Origin of the sequence: Leucobacter japonicus, assembly GCF_001273855.1 — a bacterium.
In the GTDB taxonomy this organism is placed as follows: Bacteria; Actinomycetota; Actinomycetes; order Actinomycetales; family Microbacteriaceae; genus Leucobacter; species Leucobacter japonicus.
Genome location: NZ_JHBX01000076.1, coordinates 108,446 through 130,572 on the forward strand (window position 1 = coordinate 108,446; position 22,127 = coordinate 130,572).

Consider the following 22,127-nt stretch of genomic DNA (forward strand, 5'->3'; position numbering starts at 1 on the left):
ACTCTCATACTCGATTATCTCTAGGATGAATCCGTGTCATCAATTCCCGAGCGCGTTTACATAGCGGATCGATATGAAGTTCTCGCAGCGCTAGGGGCGGGGGCATACGGTGAGGTCTATCGAGTTCGCGATTCATTCATGAATGTGGAAGCCGCGCTTAAACTAATCGGCGAAGAGCCCTTCGGTATATGGCGAGAAGCTCAGATTCTGCAGAAAGCGTCGGGGGAGCACCTACTTCCCGTGCTGAACGCTGATCTCGCGTCTGGGCGGCCCTATATCGTGACGGCGCTCGCGACTCACGGGACACTTGCAGACCGGATCGTTCCAGGCTTGGGTGTTCCTATATCTGATGGTGTGAAATGGGGGCGGCAATCGGCTCAGGGGGTCGCTCGCCTCCACGATCTAGGGCTTCTGCACTGTGACATTAAGCCTGAAAACATCTTCCTTGATGACCGGCAAAACGCTTTGGTGGGCGACCTCGGATTGGCGCAACTTGTTGATAATGAAGGATTCGTTCTCGCAGCAGGTTCAGTACATACGATGGCACCCGAAGTTGCGGCGGCGATGGCGAAAGTCCGAGAGCCGAGGTCATACTCTGCCGCTAGTGACGTTTTTAGTCTTGCTGCGACCGTCTATTGGCTACTCGCTGGCAAGCCGGCGGTGCCGAAGGATTCGTACTCGCGGCTGATGTCGTTTACTGCAGAAGACGTTTGGATCCATGCACCGCACCTCCCACGCGGGCTGAGAGATGTCATTAATCGCGCAACTGCCTTTGACCCGAAAGATAGATATGCATCGCCAGCAGAATTCGATGCCGCACTGGGATCTTATAGGGTCCCCCAGCGAATCTGGACGCGGATTTCCGCGCACGAATCGCATCTCGATTGTTTTGTTGGACAGCGTCGTTCATCGCCAGACATCTCGGTTTGCTCGGAAAGGTCAATAAGAACAAACACGATATGCGTCGAAGTTCACTACACGGGTTCCGGGCGGCGAATCAAGGAGCACTCGGTCGAGTGCAAGAGGAGAGACTTCGGCCAGCGACTCCGGGCGATCTTTCGCGCCCTTTAGGGAGACGTCCGTCAACCTATGTGATGACGCGTCAAACCCTTCAACGTTGTCTCATGTCCCAAACGTTTAGAGTTGGTTGCGCTTATTTTGACTCGACAGGTCGCCGTGGGGCGCGCCACGGCATGGTTGGCCACCCTTATGCCGTCTAAAAGAGTCCGATGTGCTTTGAAGTTGCATGTTGGTTGAGGCGTGGAAGCGAACGATTGTCCTGTCCCAACATATCGATGTTCACCGAGATCGAGGGCGAGTGGGACGAGGTCTTCGACGTCGTGAAGCGCGCGACGGAGGCCGTGCTGCCCTTCGGCTTGCGGGTGTCGCTCGTGATGAAGGCCGACATTCGCCCCGGGTTCGCGGGCGAGCTCGACGGGAAGCTGGAGCGGCTGGAAGCGGCTATCGAGGGATGAGTGCCGCGACCGAAGCTGCCTCCCGCTGACCGCTCAAGCGCTGCCGAAGCCTCGCAAGAACCGATTGAGCTCGAGCGCCAGGGCGTCGGGTGCGTCTTGCATCGGCTGGTGCCCGACGGCCGGAATGATCGCGCGCGCAGCCGCAGGGTTCGCCCGAACCACCTCGTCGAAGATCGCATCGAGCGCTTGCGGCATGTCGAGTTCACCCCGAATGTGCAGGGTCGGCAGGTCTGACGGCGGGGGCGCGTGCACGCTCTCGAAACCGCTGAGGCCGAGCTGCAGGTAGGTGGTGCGGCCCGTCGCGATGAGGCACTCCCGCACGTACGCGCGGGTGTCGGGGTCGTGACTCGACCACGAGCCCCCGAAACGCGCGAAGAGCGGCCACGGCACCACTCGATAGAGATGCCCGGCGAACCGCATGGCCGAGAGTTCGCCTCGCCGCAGGGTGCGGTGCTGGCCGGGGCTGCCGATCGTCACGAGCGCATGCACCCGGTCAGAGTGCAAGTGGCTCAACTCCTGGGCGACGTTGCCACCGAACGAATGGCCGACGAGCAGCCAGGTGCCTCCGTCAGTCCGCAAGTGCTGGTCTGCGTACGTGAGGATCACCGCAAGGTCGTCGATCACCGTGTCGATGGTGGCGACCGCCCCGTCATGGAGCCGTGACGCACCGTGGCCGCGCATATCGAACAGCACAATGTTCCACGCCGCATCGATCCGGTCCATCATCGGGAGAAACTCGCGGTGGTCGACTCCTGCGCCGTGCACCATCGCCATCCACAGCTTCGGGTCGCTGCCCTCGCGGTGCCAGGCAGCGAGGTCGGCTCCGTCTGCGGCGATGCGATGCGGAGAGAGACGGGGATGCGTCACGAGGCGCTCCCGCCGGTGAGCGCATCCAGAGCGTCGAAGAGCCCGGTGCGCCACCACGCGTAATCGTGGCCACCCGCATAGACGCGCCAGTCGATCTGCGCGCCCGCGTCGCGAGCCGCTTCGGCGAAGTGCGCCGCAGATTCGGTCATGCCGGTCTCTTCGGTGCCCGACTGCACGAGGAAGCGGCGACCTGACAGTGCGTTCGTGCCGGCGAGCTTGCTCACCTGGTCGACGAGATCTCCGGTCTCTCCCGCCGGTGGTCGCGGTGCTTCGCTCGCGCGGAAATGGAACGACCCCGACTGCACGACAGCTGTCGTCGCCAGGTCCGGCCGCAGCGCGACGATCGCGGCTGCAGCCAACCCGCCGTAGCTCTGGCCCGCGACGACGATGCGATCGGGGGTGGGAACCGCGAGGATCCGCGGAGTGTCAGCAGCGGCAGCGTGGGTGCGCAGCGCGGCCAGTACGGCTGAGAGCAGGTCGGCAACGCGATCCGGATGCGGCAGTACCGCCGAGCGCTGCTCGAGGGAGCCCGAGGGCACCAGCACCATGGCACTGGGGGCGACCGCTCCAGCAGAGTGGGCGAGCGCCTCACGAATGCCGACGCGCTCCCAGTTCTCGCCGTCGAAGAGTACGAGCAGGCGCGCAGCGGAGTCGTCGGAGCTTGGGCGAATGAGCAGCGTCGCGACGCGATCCGCGAACTCCCCGCCGAGCGGCAGCGACGTTTCTTCCAGAGAGCTGAAGGGCTCCGAGCCTGCGGTCCGCATCGCCGCAGGCCGCCACGCCGGGTGCTCGACGGCGCCGGGGGCGATCAGCACCGACGACCAGCGCCCGAGCGGATTGGGCAGCCGGCGCGGGTTTCGGGGATCCGGCGCACCCGCGTCGTGCACGCGCAGCCATCCCGCTCGCGTCGCGCCCGCGTCGTCGGGCAGCTCAGCGGCGGGGAGCGACACGAAGCGGTAGCTCGCGATGAGATCTTCGGGCAGCAGGTAGTCGATCACGCGTACGGAGCTGTCGGGCACCGCGTCGAGCACCGCCGGCCGAATGTCGGTGCGGTGGGCGTCGGTCGTGCCGTTCAGGTGGATCATTACCCGATCGCCCGCCTGCTCGGCTTCGGCTACGAAGACGACCTCGCGGTGGGCCTCGCCGTTGAGCTCGACGCGTTCGCCGAAGGCCGACCACACCGGTGAGACGAGATCCGGAGACTCGCCGGCGAGCACCCGTCGCCAGATCGCCGATTGAGCACGGGTGGGCGGCATGCCCTCTGTACGCACGTTCATGCGACCAGCGCCGATCGGCCGGCGAGGGGCACCACCATGGGCGTGCCGGTGATGGGATCGCCGACGACCGAGGCCCGCAACCCGAACACCCGCTCGATGAGTTCCTCGGTCATGAGCTCGGCGGGCGGCCCCTCGGCGACGATCGCACCATCGCGCATCGCCACAAGGTGCGTGGCGTATCGGCAAGCCTGATTGATGTCGTGCAGCACGGTGACCACGGTGCGCCCCGCGCGGTGCAGTTCGCTGACGAGTTCGAGTACCTCGATCTGATGGGCGAGATCGAGAAACGTGGTCGGCTCGTCGAGCAGCAGCAGATCCGTCTCTTGGGCCAGCACCATGGCGAGCAGCACGCGCTGCCGCTGGCCGCCCGAGAGCTCATCGAGGCTGCGGTCGGCGAGTTCGTCGACGTCGGTCACCTCGAGGGCGCGGTCGACGGCTCGCTCATCGTCGATCGACCACTGGCGCAGCAGCTTCTGATGCGGAAAACGCCCGCGGGCAACGAGGTCGGCGACGGCGATGCCATCGGGCGCAACGACCTGCTGCGGCAGCAGCGCGAGCAATCTCCCGGCCTCCTTGGCGCGATAGCTCTCGATCGGGCGGCCGTCGAGACGCACCTCGCCGCGCTCGGGTTTCAGCAGCCGTGCGAGCGCACGCAGCAGCGTGGATTTGCCGCAGGCGTTCGGCCCGACGATCACGGTGAAACCGCCATCGGGAATCGTCAGTTCAAGCTCATCGACGACCGTTCGCCCCTCGTAGGCGAGCCGGAGAGCATCGGCGACGAGCCGGGAATCGGCGGGGGTGGGAGACACGAGACAGCCTTTCACGGGAGGGGAAGGAAGAGGGGAGGCGATCCGGATCACCTAGCGCCCTCGCGAGAGCATCCACAGCAGGTACCCGCCGCCCAGCACACCGGTGACGAGTCCGACCGGGGCCGAGAGCGAGAACGGCAGATACTGCGAGAACAGATCGGCGGTGACGAGCAGCACGGCGCCCATGACCGCGGAACCGAGCAGCGGAAGGGAGGGTGAGCGGGAGATTCGGGCGATGAGCTGCGGTGCGGCCAGCGCGACGAACGAGATCGGGCCGGCTGTGGCGGTGGCGAAGGCCGTCAGCGCGACGGCGATTGCCACGGTGGTCAACCGGATCGCACCGACCGCGGCACCGGTCTGGCGGGCCATGTCGTCGCCGAGCTCAAGGGCCGCGAGCCCATGTCGTGAGACGAGCAGGATCGGCACCAGCACGACCACCGCGATCACCGTGGGCAGTACCTCGTCCCACCCCCGGGCGTTGAGCGTGCCCACGAGCCAGATCTGCGCCGCGATGGCGTCGTCGCGCTGGCTGCGGGTGAGGAGGAGGTCGTTGAGGGCCGCCAGCAACGCACCGACGCCGATGCCGACGAGAATCAGGCGGTATCCGCCGGCTGACGCCTGGCCGCGACGGCCCGCGGTCAGGAGCGCGACGATCACCGCGGTGAAGACGCCGGAGACGACCGCGGCTGCCGAGACCATCAGGGCGGGGGCTTCGAAGACCAGGATGGCGACGATCGCACCGGTGGCCGCACCCGTGACGAAGCCGATGATGTCGGGAGAGCCGAGCGGGTTGCGTGAGATGGTCTGGAAGACTGCGCCGCTCAGCCCGAGGGCCGCGCCGACGACGATTCCGCCGATGTACCGCGGCAGCCGAATGCCCTCGAGCACGCGCAGCACCTTGGCGTCGCCCTCTCCGGTGACCGCCGCCCAGAACGCGGCCCAATCGACCGTGAAGGTGCCGGTCATCATCACGGCAACGCCCAACGGCACCAGGCACAGTGCGAGCACGATGGTGACCCGCAGGGTGCGTCGGTGCCACCGCAGCGAAACGGAGTCGCCGCGGCTGCGCCAGCTGCTCATCGCCGGGGAGCGTCTCGCTCCACTGGTCGGCAGTGCGGTGGGCGTCGCGTTCACAGGCGCATCAGCCGTCGACGTCGGGCGAGCAGGATGAACACGGGTGCACCGATCAGTGCGGTCACGATCGAGGTCTCCAATTCGGTGGGTGGCAGCAGGATGCGGCCGATGATGTCGGCGCCGATCACGAGCACCGCCGCATAAACGGCCGACAGCGGGATGATCCAGCGATAGTCGGGGCCCACGAGCAACCGCACGGCGAGCGGTGCAGTGAGACCGACGAAGGCGATCGGCCCCGCGACCGCGGTCGCGGTCCCCGCGAGCAGCACCAGCAGCACGGCTCCGGCCCACAGGGTGCGACGCGGATCAGCGCCGAGCGTTCGGCCGAGATTGCTGCCGAGCGCCGTCGCGTTGAACTGACGGCCGAGCAGTGCGGCGACGATGATCGCAGGCACGATCAGCAGGGTTGCCGGAAGCACGAGGGTGCCGTCGCGGCCCTGCACCGAGCCGACCGCCCAGTGCCGGAACGTGTCGAACACCTCGGGGAAGTTGATGAGCAGCGCTTGGGTGTACGCGCCGAGGGTCACGGCGAGTGCCGCACCGGCGAGCACCAGTCTCACCGGGTCTGCGCCACGGCGGAAGATGCCGCCGAGACCGGCGACGGCGACGGAGGCGAGCGCCGCGCCCAGAAAGGAGAACCCGATCAGGCCGAACGTGCCGAGGGATCCGCCGAACAGACCGATGCCGGTGGCCGTCGCCGCTGCCGCGCCCGCGTTCACCCCCAAAATGCCGGGCTCTGCGAGCGGATTGCGTGTCAGCGCCTGCATGATCGTGCCCGCGACCCCCAGGGCGGCGCCCACGAGAATCGCCAGTGCCGTGCGCGGCAGACGCAACTCGGTGACGACCAGGTGCACCCCATTCGTGGGGTCGTGCGCGATGATCGCCTGCCAGACCTCGCTCGGGGCGAGTGCCCGGGTGCCGACGAAGACGCTCAGCACCGCGAGTACCGCGAGCGCGCCGACGCCGAGGGCCAGCGCGAGAATCAACTTGCGGCGTCGAGATCGTCGCGTTGAGGCGGAGGCGGACGGGCCACCCGCGCGGCCTTTGGCCGGCGCGACGGATCCCGCGCCGGAATCAGCCGATTCGCCCGGGGCGCCCCGCCGGCGCAGGGCCGACGGGGCGGTGGTGCTGCTGGTCACGCGAAGTCGGCGGCGACCAGGTCGACGATCTCGGACGCGCTGTAGTAGTCGATGCGGAACGAATCCGGGCCGAGGGGGTAGACCTGCTTGGCGGCGATTGCCGGAGCGGTCGCAAGCACCGGCGTGCTCAGGAGGTCGGCCTCGCTCGAATCGCCTCCCGAGATCAGGAACACGACCTCGCCAGTCAGTGCGCTCGTGACGTTCTCGACTGCCAGGAACGCGAAATCGTCGCGCGCCTGCTCGCTGGTGTCGAGGTCGTCAGACGCCCCCTCGATCGAGAAGCCGAGCGACTCGAGCAGGTCTGCGTGCGAGCTGCCGGGCTTGGCGAATGCCGTGGGGTTCTCGGTGCCGTTCCAGACGATGGCGTTCGCGGTGCCCTCGGGTACGGTGATTTCGTCGGCGACCTCGGCGACGCGATCGTCGAAGCCCTGCACCACGGCAGTCGCGTCGTCTTCGTGGCCGGTGGCCTCGCCGAGTTCGGCCGCGAGGTCTTGCCACGTCTTGTCGCCGTAGTTCAGCACGATCGTCGGCGCGATCGCCGAGAGCGCGTCGTACTGATCGACCGTGGAGTCTGCCCCGCTCGCCGAGACGATGATCAGATCGGGGTCGGCCGCCAACACGGCCTCCTCGTCGAACTCGAGGTTGGGGTAGAGCGATTCGACGCCGCGCTCAGATGCGACATCCGACCACTGGCTGAAGAAGCCATCGGCATCGGTGATCTCGCTCGGCGTCGTGGTGGCGGTCGCCGTGACCGGCGCGTCAATGGCGAGCAGGCTGCCCGTCAGTGTGATCGATGTCGACACGATGTTCTCGGGCATCTCAGGGATGACCGTGCTGCCGGCCTCGTGCTCGATGGTGCGCGGCCATTCGCCCTCTGACGCAGCGGCGGGAGCGTCGGTGTCGGCGTTCGAAGACGCCGAGGTCGAGCAGCCGGTGAGCGTGAGCGCTGCGGCGGTCAGCAGGGCGGCTATGGACAGGGGTGTTCGCTTCATTCGTCGACTTTCTCTGGGGTGTACTGCGGGTGGTGCTCAGTCGTCGTCGTCGACGATGTGGTGGTCGAGATTCGCGGTGCCCTGCCGCCAATAGCCGTCGACCTCGTACTGGTCGCGGTGCAAGCCGCGCGCCTTGAGGGCGCGACGGAGGGGCTTCAGACTGTCGGCCTCACCGGCCGCCCAGACGAACGTGTCGTCGGTGAGTTCGAGGTCGTGGGCGAGTTGCTCGAGCACGGTCGCGCGGGTGCGACCCAGCGGATGCACGTGGTGCGTGACGGTGGTGTGGGCGCGGGGCGGCAGCGGGTATTCGTCGGCGCTCTGCACCAGGGCATGCACGTCGACTCGCGCGGCCCAACCCGGCTCATCGAGCCATCGGGCGACGGCGGGCAGCGCGGTTTCGTCGGCGATCAGCACGTAGTGCGCATAGCCGTCGGGGTAGATGTGCGAACCGCGCGGGCCGAGGATGCCGAGCGGCGATCCCACCGCTGCTTCTGCGGCCCAGCTGCCCGCGGGGCCGTGCTCGTGCAGCACGAAATCGATGACGAGTCCGGCTGGGCTCACGGCGCGCACGGTGTAATCCCGCACGGGCGTCGGGATCTCCTGCAGCCGCACGAGCCGGCCGTCATAGGAGAGGCCGGGCACCGGCACCTCGCCGCTCTGCGGGTCGGGCAGCACGATCTTCACGTGATCGGCGGCGGCGAACGCGGGTGCCGGAAAGCCGGGCTCCAGCTGTTCGCCGTTCAGCGTGATGCGCTGCATCCGCGGCCCGAGGCGCTCGGTCTTCGTGACGAACAGGGTGCGCACGCGGAGTTCGTGCATCTCGACGCGAACGGCACGGGGTGTGGCGGGCATAACAACTCCATCAGAACACTCGGAGTGTTCCTCCGATGAAGGTAAGCCTAGCCTGGCTTAGTCGGGGCGCGTCAAGTCACCCGCCCAGCGCCGTGCCCCGCATGCCGCTACCCGAGCGCACCAGTTTCGTTCGAGTGCACGCCCGAAGTGTGGGTGCACTCGACAGAAAATGGTGCTTTCGAGGTCGAGGTCGAGGTCGAGGTGGAGGTGGAGGTGGAGGTGGAGGTGGAGGTGGAGGTGGGGGTCTAGGTGGAGGTGGAAGAGAAGGAGGGGGTGGGAGGTGCGAGCTGCTCGAGCGTCCAGAGTCTGCAGTGCTGAAAGCCCGAGGTGGCGACGGCGGCGCGCGTGTCATCTCCGAGCATCAGCGTGCGCACGGAGATCGACCGAATGTCCGCAGCTGAGCTTCCCTCGCCCACACCCTGCGCGCGACGCCAGGGGGTGGTCGGTCTCGCGCCGACACGGCTCGCCGCACCGCAGTGCACCGTGGCCGGTGAGACGCGCAGCCCGTCACCAGTCGCTTTCAGCACCGCTTCCTTCTGCGTCCACAGGCGGACACGCGCCGCAATCCCGGCCAGCGAATCGAAGCCGGGCACCCGATCTCGCTCGCTCGGGTGCAGCGCATACTCATCGAACCCTGGCCAGAGCTGGTGCGGGATCACTTCGACATCGACGCCCAAATCGACCGGGTGAGCGGACGCCTCGTCGTCCGCAGCGACCGCAACAAGCACGTGATCGCCGCTCGTCGACGAGCTGAGCGCCAGCCCGCTCATGGTCGGTCGCCCGTGCGGTTCATCGCAGTCGAGGCAGGTGCGGTCGATCGGCAATTCGCCTGCGTTGTCTGTCGAGACGCCCAGGCACCGAGCTGCCAGCAGTCGCAGTGCCGCGCGCCCGGCGAGCGTGCGACGCTGGAGCTCGGGCGTGCGGCGGCGTGCGGCGGCTCGGTGATCCTGCGCGCTTGCGCACGCCTCAGCACCCGCGAGCACGTCGTCGACCCGCGCGCTCAGCAGCTCGATCATCGGCGACTGATGCGCCGATACTGGCCGACGGCGATCGGTGCAAAGATCGCGATGATCGCGATGCTGCACAGAAAGGCGTAGAGCACGGCGTGACCGGCGGGCCATCCCCCGGCGACCGCGAAGCCCTCGGGGGCGCCGTTGCCGAAGAGCTCGCGAATGGCCGTGGCGACGGCGGTGACCGGGTTCCATTCGGCAAAGGCGCGCAGCGGCCCGGGAAGCATGTCGGCTGAGACGAACGCCCCAGAGATGAAGCACACGGGAAACAGCCAGAGCAGCCCGAGACTCTGCGCGACCTCGACGCTGCGGGCGGTGAGGGCAATGGTGGCGCCGATCCATGAAGTGGCGAACGCGAACAGCAGCAGCAGCACGACCCCGGTGAGCACCTGCAGCGCCCCGGTTTCGACACGCCACCCGATCGCCACACCGCACACCAGAATGACGGCGATCGAGATGATGCTCGTGACGAGATCGGAGGTGGTGCGGCCGAGGATCACCCCGACTCGCGACATCGGCAGCGTGCGGAGTCGGTCGATGAGCCCCGATTGGAGGTCTTTCGCGAGGTACACGGCGGTGAACGACGAGTTGAACGTGAGCGTCTGCGCGAGAATGCCGCCGATGAGAAACTGCCGGTAGTCTGCGCCGCCGAGAGCCCCGCCGAAGACGAAGGCGAGAATCAGCACGAAGATGATCGGCTGGGCGATGCCGGTGACGAGGGCGCCGGGAGTGCGTCGCACGTTGACGACGTTGCGGCGCGCGACGATGCCTCCGTCGCGGAAAGCTGCGGTGATGGCGTTCATCGGCTGACCTCCTCGATCTGTCGGTCGGTGTCTGGCACGGATGCGGCCTCCGCCGGCGTGGTGCCGGTGAGCTGCAGGAAGACCTCGTCGAGCGTCGGCTGCCGCAGCGCGGCCTCGACAACTTCGATGTCGGCGCTCGCCAGCGCCTCGAGCACGGCGGCCAGGTCGGTGCTGCCCCGGGGCGCAGACGCGGTCACGCGTGTGCCGCGCTCATCGATTCCGACGCGCAGACCGGCGCGGCTCGCGAGCTCCACCGCGCGTGCACCATCGGTGGCCGAGGCGAGCACGAGATCGATCGCGGCGCCGCCGGCACGCAGCTTGAGTTCGTGGGCGGTGCCCTCGGCGACGATGCGCCCGGCATCGATCACGGAGATGCGATCGGCGAGCTGATCGGCCTCTTCGAGGTACTGCGTGGTGAGCAGCACGGTGGTGCCGGCCTGCGTCAGCGACTGCACCGCATCCCACGTATCGCGTCGTCCGCGCGGGTCGAGGCCGGTGGTGGGCTCATCCAAGATCACCACGGGGGGCCGCGCAACGATGGCGCCCGCGAGGTCGAGCCGACGGCGCATGCCGCCCGAGTACTCGCCCGCTCGTTTCTGGCGCGGCAGATCGTCGAGCCTGAAATCTCGCAGCAGCTCGGCTGCCCGCGCCTGTGCATCGCGTCGGCGCATGCCGTAGAGCTCGCCCACCAGCGTGAGGTTTTCGGCGCCGGTGAGTTTTTCGTCGACCGCGGCGTATTGCCCGGAGACGCCGAGGCTTGACCGCACTCCGTGTGCGTCGCGCCGCACGGAGTGCCCGGCAACCTCCACTTCGCCGGCATCCGGTTCGAGCAGGGTTGTCACGACGCGCACGGTCGTCGTCTTTCCGGCACCGTTCGGCCCGAGCAGCGCGTGCACCGTGCCTGCGGGGACTTCCAGATTGACGTCGTCGAGCGCCGTGAACGCCCCGAACCGCTTGCTCAAGCCGCGAACAGAAATCACGAGACCGCCAAGTCGCGATCGCGAACCGGAGTGATGTCCTCCCAGTTCTCGGTCACGTAATCGAGGCAGGCGGGTTTCGGGGCGGGGCCGAAGACGGACACCCATCCAGCGGGCACATCGGCGAACTCGGGCCAGAGCGAGTGCTGCTGCAGCTCGTTCACGAGCACTCGGAAGTCGGCTGACGTGTCATCGAACGGGTTGGTCATGATGAACTCTTCTCTCTCCGTCGGGTGTGATGCGATGCCGGGCGGGCCGGTACCAAGCGTGAATCAGAGGCTCTCTGGTGCTTCGGAACCCTCCACGGATCGGTTTGTGCGACGCGCCTGAGCATCCGCGATGAGTCGTTCGAGCTGCGGCGCGAATGCGCGCACGGCGTCGTCAGACAGCAGTGCGGAGTGACGGGCAGGCACGTCGCTCGCCGTCACGGAACCGCGGGTGAAGGGTTCCCAGGCTTCCGGGCCCGGCCGGTCGCTGGGCACGTCGACGGTTGCCTCGAACACGTGCAGATCACCGGCGAACATGGGCACTGCCGTCTCATCAAGCAGAGCCCCAAGACGCAGGAATCCATGCACCAGGCGTTCGATCGACTCGTCAGGGATGTCGGCAGCGGGGTTGCCCGCCTCGGCGAGCACTCGCCGCGTCGATGCCGCATCGAGCTCGAACTCGGGCGCGGCCACGTCGTTCGCGTCGAGAAAAGCGCGCCACATGGCGTCACCTCCGTCGACTCCGGCAATCGCCGAATGCTCGGTGGGGTACGCATCGAGGATCGCCAGAAGCTCAACCTCAGCACCCTGCGATTGCAGGTGCGCGGCGAGATGCTGCGCCAGCCGGCCGCCGAATGAGAACCCGATCAGGCGGTAGGGGCCTTCGGGCTGCACGGAGCGCATCGCCGCGACGTACTCGTCGAGCAGTTCAGGCAACGCGTCAAACGACAGCGCCTCAACGTCGGGAGTGATCGCTGGCAACTGCAGCCCGTACAGCGGCTGTGAGGCGTCGAGATGCGCGAGCAGACCCGCGAATTTCCAGGAGACGCCCGATGCCGGGTGCACAGCAAATAGCGGGGTGCGCGATGCGCCGGGTTCGCTCACGGGGCGCAAGGGCAGGATCGGCAGCAGGCTGGCAGCGATATCGCCCTCGCCGCGTTCCGCGAGCGCAGCAAGACCGGCCACAGTCGGGGCCTGGAACACGGCCTGCACCGGAAGCGTCGACCCGAGCGCCGCATTGACCGCACGAATCACGGGCTGCGCGATGAACGAGTGCCCGCCGAGGGCAAAGAACGCGTCGTCGGCACGCACATCTTCGACGCCGAGCGCCTCGGCGAACGCGGCGGCCACGGCGACCTCTGCGGGTGTCTCGGGCGCGCGACCGGCGCCGCCAGAGGCGTGCAGATCGGGGAGGGCCTGGCGATCCAGCTTTCCATTCTGTGTCAGCGGTACGCGGTCGATGAAGGAGAGTGCCGAGGGCACCATGTACTCAGGGACGCGACCCTGCACGGCCTCGCGCAGGGCGCTCTCGAGTGCGGTCAGATCGTCAGAGTGATCAGTCACGACCCATGCGCCGAGCACCGTCTGCTCACCCTGCGGCACCGGCAGCACCACTGCGTGTTCCACTCCCGGCTGCGCCTCAAGCACGAGACGCAGTTCGTCAGGTTCGACGCGGTGGCCACGAATCTTCACCTGCGCATCACTGCGGCCGAGCGAGACCACACGCCCGGTCTCGTCACCCTGCGGGTCGCGCACAGCAACGAGATCGCCCGTGCGGTACATGCGGGAGCCATCACGCGCGAAGGGGTCGGCCACGAACCGATCGGCGGTTGCGGCCGCGCGGCCGAGATACCCGTGGGCGAGCTGCGGGCCTGCGAGCCACAGCTCGCCAATGGTTCCGACTGGCACCGGGCGCAACCCGCGGTCGAGCACGTAGCCCACCGTGTCCGTGGTGGTCGCCCCCAGCGTCGGCTGCGAAGCCGCTGCAACATCGGCGAGCATCGAATCGACGCCCACCTCGGTCGGTCCGTAGAGGTTCCACGCCTGCAGCGCGCGGCGTTCGCGCGCCCACTGCCACATCCCGTCGGTGACAGCCTCGCCGCCGAGCAGCAGCGTGAACGGCTCGTCAGCCTCGCAGGCGTCGAGCCACTCGGCAAGCCTCGTCTGTCGGCTCACCGCCTCGACGTAACTCGGCGTCGTCTCCCACGCTGTGATGCGCTGCGCGGCGAAGTACTGCAACAGCGCCTCAGGGTCACGGCGCGTCTCATCGCCGATCAGGTGAACCTCGTGGCCCTCGGCCAACCAGAGCACCGGATCCATCGCCGCGTCGAAGCCGACACCCGTCGTGTGCGCGAACCGCGCTCGCCGCAGTGCCGAATCGGGGAGCAGGGTCGCCCGATGGCTGCGCAGCAGGCTCGCGAGCGCGCGGTGCGGCACCTGCACGCCCTTGGGCTTGCCAGTCGTACCCGAGGTGAAAATGAGGTATGCCGGGTCGTCGAGAGACACGTCCCGCGGGTGCGCCGGGTCGGTGTGCTCGAGCGCGGTCCGATCCCGCTCGGCAGTGCGCAGTGCCGCGTCGACATCTCCATCGATCACGAGTGCCGGATCGGCCGCGGCGAGCATGGCTTCGACGCGCTCGGGCGGATACTCGGGGTCGATCGGCATCGCGACAGCCCCCGCGCGCCAGATACCGAGGAGCACAGCAATGGTGTCGAACGACCGCGGCAGACGGGTGGCGACCACGGAGCCCGAGCCGACGCCTGCCGCACGAAGCCCTGCGGTGATTTCGGTGGTGCGGTGCGCGAGCTCTGCGAACGTCAGGCTGCCCTCGGCAGTGACCATCGCGGTGTGCGAGCCATCGCGTGTGACGGTGGCGTCGAATGCGTCGAGCACGCTGACCGGTGCGCTGTTCGCGTCAGCGTCGGCCAATGCGGCGCTCCCCAACTCCGCGCGGTTGCTCGACCACGCCGGCAGGCGCGCCGGGGTCCCCGCGATGTCGGTCGCCGCGATCGGTGCGTCGGGTGCATCGAGGGCACTCTCAAGGAAGGCGACGAAGCGCCGCACGAGCCCGTGCGCAGCTGCCTCGCTGAAGAGCGCAGAGTTGAATTCGAGAGTGCCGAGCACTTCTGCCCCGGGCGCGGAGGGGCGCAGTGTGAAGGACAGGTCCGCTTTTGCGGCGCCGGTGCTCGCCGAGACCTCGGGGGTCACCGTGACGCCGGGCAGCTCAAGGGCGAACTCGTGCGGCTGCTCCACCGTCAGCAGCGTCTGAAACAGCGGGTGCCGACCGAGCGCCCGCTCGGGCCCCGCTGCTTCGACGATGCGCTCGAACGGCACGTGCTCGTGGTCGATACCGAACAGGGCTGCGGATCGCGCGGTTGCGACGGCGTCGGCGAGCGACGCCTCGTCTCCGAGCTGCAGGCGCACGGGCAAGGTGTTGACGAAGAACCCGACGAGCGGCGCGAGGTCGGGATCCGACCGCCCGGCTGACGGCGTGCCGATCACGAGATCTGACCCGGCACCGGTGCGCATCAGGAACGCGCTCAGCGCGCCCAACCACCCGTGAAAGTCGGTTGCGCGAATGCCCGCGGCGAACGACGAGAGCGCAGCGGCCGTGCGAGCCGGTACAGCGAAGGTGACCTGCGCCGCCGGCTGCGTCGCGTGATGCTCGCGAGCGCCGTCGGCGGGAAGCACGAGCTCGCCGGGTGCGCCCGACAGGTGCTCGACCCAGGCGTGCAGATCGGCATCTTCGCGGTCGGCATTTCGGGTCGCTGCCAGCTGGCGGGCGTAATCACTGAACTGACCCGGGAGTGGAGCGAGGTCAGCCGACGCGCGATCCGTGCGCGCAGCGTAGACCGCGGCGAGGTCGCGCAGCATCGGATCGAGCGAAGCACCGTCGGTCGCAATGTGGTGCACGACAAGCTGCAGACGCCAGCGCTGCGCCCCGAGGGATTCGATACCGGCGCGCAAGGGAAGCTCGCGCGTCAGTTCGAAACCGGCCGTGGCGTCGATGCGGCCGTGCTGCAAGACTCCGGAGGTCGCCGCATGCACGCGCTGCACGGGCGCACCATCGACCTCGGGGTAGGTGGTGCGCAGGATCTCGTGGCGTGCGACCAGATCGTCCACTGCCCCGGAAAGCGCATCGACATCGAGGTCACCTGCGAGATCGGCGCCCAGCACGACGTTGTAGTCACCCGAAGTCGAGTCGAGACGATTCACGAACCAGAGTCGTGCCTGGCCCGGCGAGACTGGAGCATCGCTGTCGTCGCCGCGCGGGTGGGCCGCGACCCACGCAGACAACGGTTCAACTTGCGGCTTGGGAGCGCTCGCCGCGACAGCGGCCGCGCGATCATCGTTCGACTGCAGCGTGTGGGCGAGCAGGCCCGCGGGAGTGGGGGCGTCGAACACGGCGCGCACCGCGGGGGCCGTGCCGAATCGCTCACGGATCTCTCCGATGAGCGCGACGGCGAGCAGCGAGTGGCCTCCCAGTGCGAAGAAATCATCGTCCATGCCCACGGAATCCGCGCCGGTGATCGTCGCGAACGCGGTGCACATCAGCTGCTCCGCATCGCTCTCAGGGGTGCGGGATTGCGCATGAGATGCAGGGGCGGGGAGTGCCGCGACATCGACCTTGCCGTTCGGCGTCAGCGGAATGCGATCGACCGTGAGCACCGTCGTCGGCACCATGTAGGCGGGCAGCTGCTCGCGCGCGGTCGCGAGGATGCGGTCGCCCGACCCGGTGTTATCGGGTGCGCCAGGACTTGCCACCCAGGCGACGATGCGTGCGCTGTCGGGGCCGGCCGGAGTATCCACGCGCGCCACGGCACCCGTGACCCCATCGGCGCGTTCGAGTGCGCGCTCGACATCCGCGAGTTCGATGCGGTACCCGCGCAGCTTGACCTGATCGTCGTCGCGCCGCAGGTACTCGAGGGAGCCGTCGCGGTGGCGCCGCACGAGGTCTCCGGTGCGATACATCCGCGACCCGGTGCCGCTCGGGTCGGCGATGAACGCGCTCGCCGTCTCGGCAGCGCGACCACGATACCCGTGGGCTTCGGACGCACCGGAGAGGTACAACTCACCGGTGACGCCATCGGGCACCTCGCGGAGGTACTCGTCGAGCACCCGTGCGCGCACATTGGTGATCGGATGGCCGATGCGCACACCCGCGTCGCTCTGCACGCGTGCGACGACGGAGTCGACGGTGAACTCGCTCGGTCCGTACAGGTTCCACGCCTCGATGGCGTCGTCCGCGGCGAGCGATTGCCACAGCTCTGGCGAGATGGCCTCGCCACCGACCGCGATGAGCAGCGGGGTGGCACGCCCCTGCGCCCGGTCGAGCAGGCCGCTGCTCACGAGCTGTCGCACGTACGACGGCGTCGTCTCGAGCACATCGATCGCGTAGGTGTCGAGCGCATCGACGAGGGCCGCGGCGTCGCGTCGGGTGTCGTCGTTCGCCATGACGAGTGTCGACCCGGCAGCCAGCCACAGGATCGGATCCCACGCCGCGTCGAAGCCGAGGCCGGCAACGTGCAGCACACGCGGGGAGCGACCGTCGATCTGTGCGCGGAACGGCTCGATCATTGTGTCGAGGTGCTGCGCGAACACGTTCATCAGCGCCGAGTGCGGCACTTGCACGCCCTTGGGGGTGCCGGTCGTGCCCGAGGTGAAAACAAGGTAAGCGGCGTTTTCGGCCTGCACCTGCGGCAGCTCAGGCCCGGTCTCGCTTCGACCGTCGCGCTCCGACAGCGTCGCGGGATCGATGACGACGGTGCCGGCGGCCTCGGCGAGCGGACCGAAACGGAGCGTGTCGGTCGCTATGAGCAGCTCGGGTGCCGCGGCCTCCAAGATCTGCGTGACGCGCGCATCCGGGTAGTCGATATCGACCGGAACCGCGACCGCACCAGCGCGCTGCGCCGCAAGTACGGTGATGATGGCATCGGCCGAGCGAGGCAGCGCCACGGCAATACGGTCACCCTGGTGCACGCCCGACAGCAGCAGCGCTCGCGCGACGGCATCGATGCGGGCCCGGGCATCGGCAAAGGTCAGCGATCCGGCATCGTCGATGAGGGCGGTCTCATCGGGGTGCGCGCCGACCTGCGCGTCGAGCGCGTCGAGCACGGTGCCCGACACATCTCGGGTCGGGCCGCTCGACTGCCGCGTGATGCGTTCGCGATCGGAAGCGTCGATCGCCTCAATATCGGAGAGCCGACGCTCGGACCGCTCGACCAGCGCTGCAAGCAGGCGATCGACGGAATCGCGCATGCTCGCGATGGTGGGCGCATCGAAGAGGGCGCGGTCGTAGGCCAGCGCAGCATGCAGCGCGCCATCATCGCCGCCGGGCGTCGCGAAGTCGAGCATCAGGTCTGTCTTCACGCCAGCGCTCGTCACCTGGCCGGGCACCGTGATCTCGACCCCGTCGAGATCGAGGCGTGCGGGCGCGGTGTTCTGCAGGGTGAGCAGCACCTGGAACACGGGGTGCCGATCGGCCACTCGCGACGGGCGCAGCGCATCGACGATCGCATCGAACGGCACGTCTTGGTGAGCGTAGGCCTCGGTATTGCTCGTGCGTACGCGCTCAACGAGTTCGTCGAGGGTCGGGTTGCCACTGAGGGAGGTGCGCAGCGGCACCGTGTTCACGAAGAAGCCGATGAGTTCGTTCAGCTGCGGGTCGCTGCGCCCGGCGACCGGGGTGCCGATCACGATGTCGGTGCCGGCGCCGTGCTGGCCGAGGGCGGCCGCGACCGCTGCGTGCAACAGGATGAACAGGCTCGTGCGGTGCTCCTGAGCTGCGGCGCGCAGCTGGGCATGACGCTCGGCGTCGATTTCGAACGCGAGATGCCCGATGTCGCTCAGCGCATGACCGCGCGGGCGATCCCGCGGCAACTCGATCTCTTCAGGAGCTTCGGCGAGGGCGCGACGCCAGTAGTCGAGCTGCGCACTGATCGCGCTCTCCGAGTCTTCGGGTGAGCCGAGCGACGCGCGCTGCCACAGCGTGTAATCGGCGTAACTGACCGGGAGGTCGGGGAGCGCGTCACCGCCGGCCGCGCGCGCCTGGTACGCCTGCGACAGGTCGGCGGCGAACGGCGCGAGCGACCAGCCATCGGCGGCGATGTGGTGCAGGGTGACGACGAGCGTGCGGCGCGTCGGCGACGTGCGCAGCAGCACGGCGCGCAGCGGCACCTCGGTGGTGACGTCGAACGGGCGCAACGTCTCTTCGCGCAGGATCGCATCGAGTCGCTCGGCCGGAACGTCAATGGCGATCAGCGTCGACCCTCCGGCCTCCGTGTCGAGGATGTGCTGCTGCGGTTCGCCATCGACGTACGGAAACACCGTGCGCAGCGGTTCATGACGCGCGACAACGTCGCGGAGTGCAGCGCGGAGGGCACCCTCATCGAGATCGCCCTCAAGGTGCAGCACGATCGGAATGTTGTAGGCGCTCGAGGTCGGATCGAGGGAGTTCAGGAACCAGAGGCGTCGCTGCGTCGGCGACACCGGAAGAAGCGCGCCGTGCGGCATGGGCTGCAACGGGAGCGCGGTCGCCGTCGCTGCGGAAGTCGCGGCGAGATCGGCAAGCTCGGCGGGGGTCGGGCGCTCGAAAACGTCGCGTACCGTGACCTGGCGCTCGAGGCGCTCGGTCAGCAGCGACGCCAGCTGCGTGGCGAGCAGTGAGTGGCCTCCGGCGGCGAAGAAATCTTCACCGATACCGATTGACGGCACCCCGAGAACGTCGGCGAATGCTTTGACGACGATGCGTGCTTCGGGAGTTCGCAGCTGCTGCACTCGATCCGCGGCGACCGCGGACGGCTCGGGCAAGGCGCGTCGATCGAGCTTGCCGTTGGGAGTCATCGGGAGCTCGGCGAGAGCCAGCACGTTTCCCGGCACCATGTAGGCCGGAAGTTCCGCGGTGAGCGCTGTCTTGACGCGCGCCCCCAGACCGCTCAGATCGGCATCGCCGGTGACGTACCCGATGATTCGAGCCGATGCGCCAGAGCCCTGCACCACCGCGGCGGCGCCCGTCACCCCATCGCACCGGCGCAGGGCCGCCTCGACCTCCGAGAGTTCGACGCGGTACCCGCGGATCTTGACTTGCTCATCGATGCGTCCGAGGAAGCGGAGGGAGCCATTGCGGCGGCGTCGCACCACATCACCCGTGCGATACATACGTGTGCCGTCTGCGGTGAACGGATCGGCGAGAAATCGCTCCGCACTCAGCCCCGGCTGCCCGATGTAGCCTGCGGCGACGTTCGCGCCTGCGAGGTAGAGTTCGCCAACGGCGCCGTCGGGAACGGGCGACAGCGCAGCGTCCAGCAGATAGTGGCGCGTGTTGCGCACCGACGTGCCGAGGTGCGGATCGCGACCCTCGGTGATCGGGGCGATCAGGCTGTCGACCGTCGTCTCGGTCGGGCCGTACAGATTGACGGCGTACACGTCGTTGCGCGCGGCGAGCGCGTTCCACAATTCGGGGCCGACGGCCTCGCCGCCGAGTGCGATCTCTGTCGGATACCGGCTCTGGGTGAAGAGGCCCGCCGCGATGAGGGCTTCCGCGAACGACGGGGTGGTCTCGATCGAATCGATCTCGTGCTCCGCCAGGAAGATCGCGAGGCGCTGCGGATCACGACGCACCTCGTCGTCGACGAGGTGCAGTTCGTGGCCGGCGAAGAGCCACAGCAGCGGATCCCACGCCGCATCGAACGACAGCCCGGCGGTGTGCGCGACGCGAGCGGGGCGCCCGAGCCGTGCCTGCGCAGGATCGAACATCTCTGCGCGGTGGTGCTCGAAGAGGTTGCGCAGCGCCAACCGTTCCACGCCGACGCCCTTCGGTCGGCCGGTGCTGCCCGAGGTGAAGACCACGTAGGCGAGATCGGTGGCGGGGGGAATGGGCAGGTGCCCCGCGCCCGCAGGTGCCGATGGCCACTCGGCGGAGGCCGTCTCATCGATGACGAGTGTTGGCACCGTCCAGCTCGCGCCAGAGGCGTGATCGCGTTCGGCCTGGCCGGGGCTGGTGAGCAACAGTTCTGGGGACGCGTCTTCGATCATGTTGCTGACGCGGTCGATCGGGTATTCGGGATCGAGCGGCACGTACACGCCCCCCGACTTCAGAGCGGCGAGCACCAGCACAGGCAGGTACTTGCTGCGCTCGATGCGCACGGCGACGGAGCTGCCCGCGCCGACCCCTCGGGTGACGAGGATGTGCGCGAGACGTGAAGAGAGATCCTGAACCTCGGCGAATGACAGCGAACCGTCGGCGGCGAACACCGCAGGAGCTGCCCCGCGTACCTCGGCGATGTCGGCGAACGCGGTCAGCACAGACTCTTGCCCGATCGGGATCTCGGCACCGGCCCCGCGCGCGAGCAAGCGCGTTGCCTCTGCCTCGCCGACCACGGTGGCGTCGGTGACGGCCGTGGAAGCAGGCGCATCGAGCACCTGGGTGAGGAGCTCAAGCAAGCGGGTGGCGTGCTCGGCGAGCGTGCGCGCGGAGTAGAGCTCCGCATCGCCCTCGAGCTGCAGAGTCGGCTCTGCGGCGTCGCTCGTCAGGCCCGAGATCACCACGGACAGATCACGTACGGGGCCGGTCGACAGGATCGTCACGGTGCCTCGGGCGCGGCCAAACGTCAGATCGTCGATGACCGGGAGCAAGTTGACGGAGGGGCCGGTGGCGCCGTGCCCGGGCGCAAGCTCCCCGATGGGAAACTGCTGGTGGGCGACCGCCCCGCGCACGGCGTCGCCCGCGCTCACGATGACCTCGGCAAGGCTCTGGCTCGCCGAGACATCGACGCGCAGCGGCAGAATACTCGAGAGCATCGACGGCGTCTGCTTCGCGATCGGCCCCCGCCGTGCCGTCACCGGGAGGCCGAGCGAGACTTCCGACTGCCCCGTCATCTTCGAGAGGTAGAGCGCGACGAGCCCCACTGCGGTCTTCGGCATATCGCGTCCGAGTGCGCGCAGGCGCACGGCGTCGGCATCGGGGATCGGAACCGAGGCCCGCTCCACACGACGAGCCACGCGGCTCGCGGTCCCCTCGAGGCCGGTCACCTCCGTGTCGGCAGCGAACTGACCGCGCCAGTACTCCGCATCCGTCGTGAACTGCGCGGAGTTGCGGTACTCCTCAAGGTGGGTCTGGAGCTCGGCGAGGCTCGGCAGCGGAGAAGCGGTGCGCGCCGCGAGATACGAAATCGGGGCCGACAGCACCGCCCCGAGGATGCCGCCCGGCGCGCTCTTGACGAGCCGTGAGTACGCGCCCGCGAGATACCGCAGACCGATGACCGCCGAATAGCCGTCCAAGAGCACGTGGTGCACGCGCTGGAAGAGGAGCCAACGCTCGTCGGCGATCCGGAACAGGACCGTGGCGAAGAGGTCGCCCTCGACAATGTCGCGAGCCGTCGCGAGTTCCGAGTCCATGCGGTCGAGCGCCGCAGCCCGAGCATCGCCCTCGCCGCGGTCACGCAGATCGACGGTCTCGAGTAGATTCGCAGTGGGCGACGGCCGATCGATGACGCCGAACGGGCCCGCACCATCGTCGCGGATGCGGAGACTCATCGCGTCGAGATCAGCGACCGTCTTCGTGAGCGCGATGCGCAGCAGTCGCTCGTCGATTGGTCCCCGCAGATCGAGGTACTGCCCGATCTGGTAGCTGGGGTTCTCGGGATCGAGCTGCTGGGCGTACCAGATGCCGCGCTGAGCGGCGGTGAGCTCGATACTCGAGGATCCGTGCGCGCGAGCGCGAGCATCCGGGGCGAAGGGCGGGCGGTTTTCAGTCACTGGGCGCTCCTGTACTGGCGCCGATATCGAGTTCGGCGCCTCGTCTGCAT

Annotated in this window: 13 protein-coding genes and 1 pseudogene; 2 read left to right on the top strand and 12 right to left on the bottom strand. The window is 68.2% G+C overall.

The features are described 5' to 3' along the window. Window positions 1-33 precede the first annotated feature (33 nt). Window positions 34-1,071, top strand: a complete 1,038-nt coding sequence (locus AMS67_RS16710) for a serine/threonine-protein kinase (RefSeq protein ID WP_075201154.1) — start codon at window positions 34-36, stop codon at window positions 1,069-1,071. A 221-nt stretch (window positions 1,072-1,292) separates the two neighbouring features. Further along, window positions 1,293-1,475 (top strand): annotated as a pseudogene (locus AMS67_RS00730) (thiamine-binding protein); the annotation flags it as partial. 33 nt (window positions 1,476-1,508) lie between these two features. On the opposite strand, the gene AMS67_RS00735 reads toward AMS67_RS00730, so the two are convergent. From AMS67_RS00735 to AMS67_RS00790, 12 genes are all read right to left on the bottom strand, one after another. Continuing rightward, window positions 1,509-2,342 carry an alpha/beta fold hydrolase gene (locus tag AMS67_RS00735; protein WP_053385660.1) on the bottom strand — a complete coding sequence of 278 codons (834 nt, stop codon included), beginning with the start codon at window positions 2,340-2,342 and terminating at the stop codon, window positions 1,509-1,511. Further along, entirely contained in the window at window positions 2,339-3,619 is a 1,281-nt protein-coding gene (locus AMS67_RS00740) for an enterochelin esterase domain-containing protein (RefSeq protein ID WP_053385661.1), read from the bottom strand. The genes AMS67_RS00735 and AMS67_RS00740 overlap by 4 nt, the downstream gene beginning before the upstream one ends. Further along, window positions 3,616-4,428 carry an ABC transporter ATP-binding protein gene (locus tag AMS67_RS00745; protein WP_053385662.1) on the bottom strand — a complete coding sequence of 271 codons (813 nt, stop codon included), beginning with the start codon at window positions 4,426-4,428 and terminating at the stop codon, window positions 3,616-3,618. The genes AMS67_RS00740 and AMS67_RS00745 overlap by 4 nt, the downstream gene beginning before the upstream one ends. Window positions 4,429-4,479: 51 nt before the next feature. Next, on the bottom strand, window positions 4,480-5,508 hold the full coding sequence (locus AMS67_RS00750) for a FecCD family ABC transporter permease (protein ID WP_053385663.1): 1,029 nt from the start codon (window positions 5,506-5,508) through the stop codon (window positions 4,480-4,482). Window positions 5,509-5,558: 50 nt separating this feature from the next. Further along, the gene (locus AMS67_RS00755; protein ID WP_206541722.1) at window positions 5,559-6,701 is read right to left on the bottom strand and encodes a FecCD family ABC transporter permease; all 1,143 of its coding nucleotides are present in this window, start codon (window positions 6,699-6,701) and stop codon (window positions 5,559-5,561) included. Beyond that, a complete protein-coding gene (gene fepB, locus AMS67_RS00760) occupies window positions 6,698-7,693 on the bottom strand; it encodes a Fe2+-enterobactin ABC transporter substrate-binding protein (protein WP_053385664.1) in 996 nt (331 codons plus the stop codon). Before fepB ends, AMS67_RS00755 begins: the two co-directional genes overlap by 4 nt. A gap of 36 nt (window positions 7,694-7,729) precedes the next feature. Further along, complete coding sequence (locus AMS67_RS00765) at window positions 7,730-8,545, bottom strand: siderophore-interacting protein (RefSeq protein ID WP_053385665.1); 816 nt, start codon at window positions 8,543-8,545, stop codon at window positions 7,730-7,732. A 245-nt stretch (window positions 8,546-8,790) separates the two neighbouring features. Continuing rightward, complete coding sequence (locus AMS67_RS00770) at window positions 8,791-9,561, bottom strand: 4'-phosphopantetheinyl transferase family protein (RefSeq protein WP_053385666.1); 771 nt, start codon at window positions 9,559-9,561, stop codon at window positions 8,791-8,793. Then, window positions 9,558-10,358, bottom strand: coding sequence for an ABC transporter permease (locus AMS67_RS00775; protein ID WP_053385667.1), 801 nt, complete (start codon window positions 10,356-10,358; stop codon window positions 9,558-9,560). Before AMS67_RS00775 ends, AMS67_RS00770 begins: the two co-directional genes overlap by 4 nt. Then, a complete protein-coding gene (locus AMS67_RS00780) occupies window positions 10,355-11,320 on the bottom strand; it encodes an ATP-binding cassette domain-containing protein (RefSeq protein ID WP_241487949.1) in 966 nt (321 codons plus the stop codon). The genes AMS67_RS00775 and AMS67_RS00780 overlap by 4 nt, the downstream gene beginning before the upstream one ends. A 14-nt stretch (window positions 11,321-11,334) precedes the next feature. Continuing rightward, on the bottom strand, window positions 11,335-11,544 hold the full coding sequence (locus AMS67_RS00785; RefSeq protein ID WP_053351680.1) for an MbtH family protein: 210 nt from the start codon (window positions 11,542-11,544) through the stop codon (window positions 11,335-11,337). 63 nt (window positions 11,545-11,607) lie between these two features. Continuing rightward, a complete protein-coding gene (locus AMS67_RS00790) occupies window positions 11,608-22,077 on the bottom strand; it encodes a non-ribosomal peptide synthetase (RefSeq protein ID WP_241487950.1) in 10,470 nt (3,489 codons plus the stop codon). Window positions 22,078-22,127 lie beyond the last annotated feature (50 nt).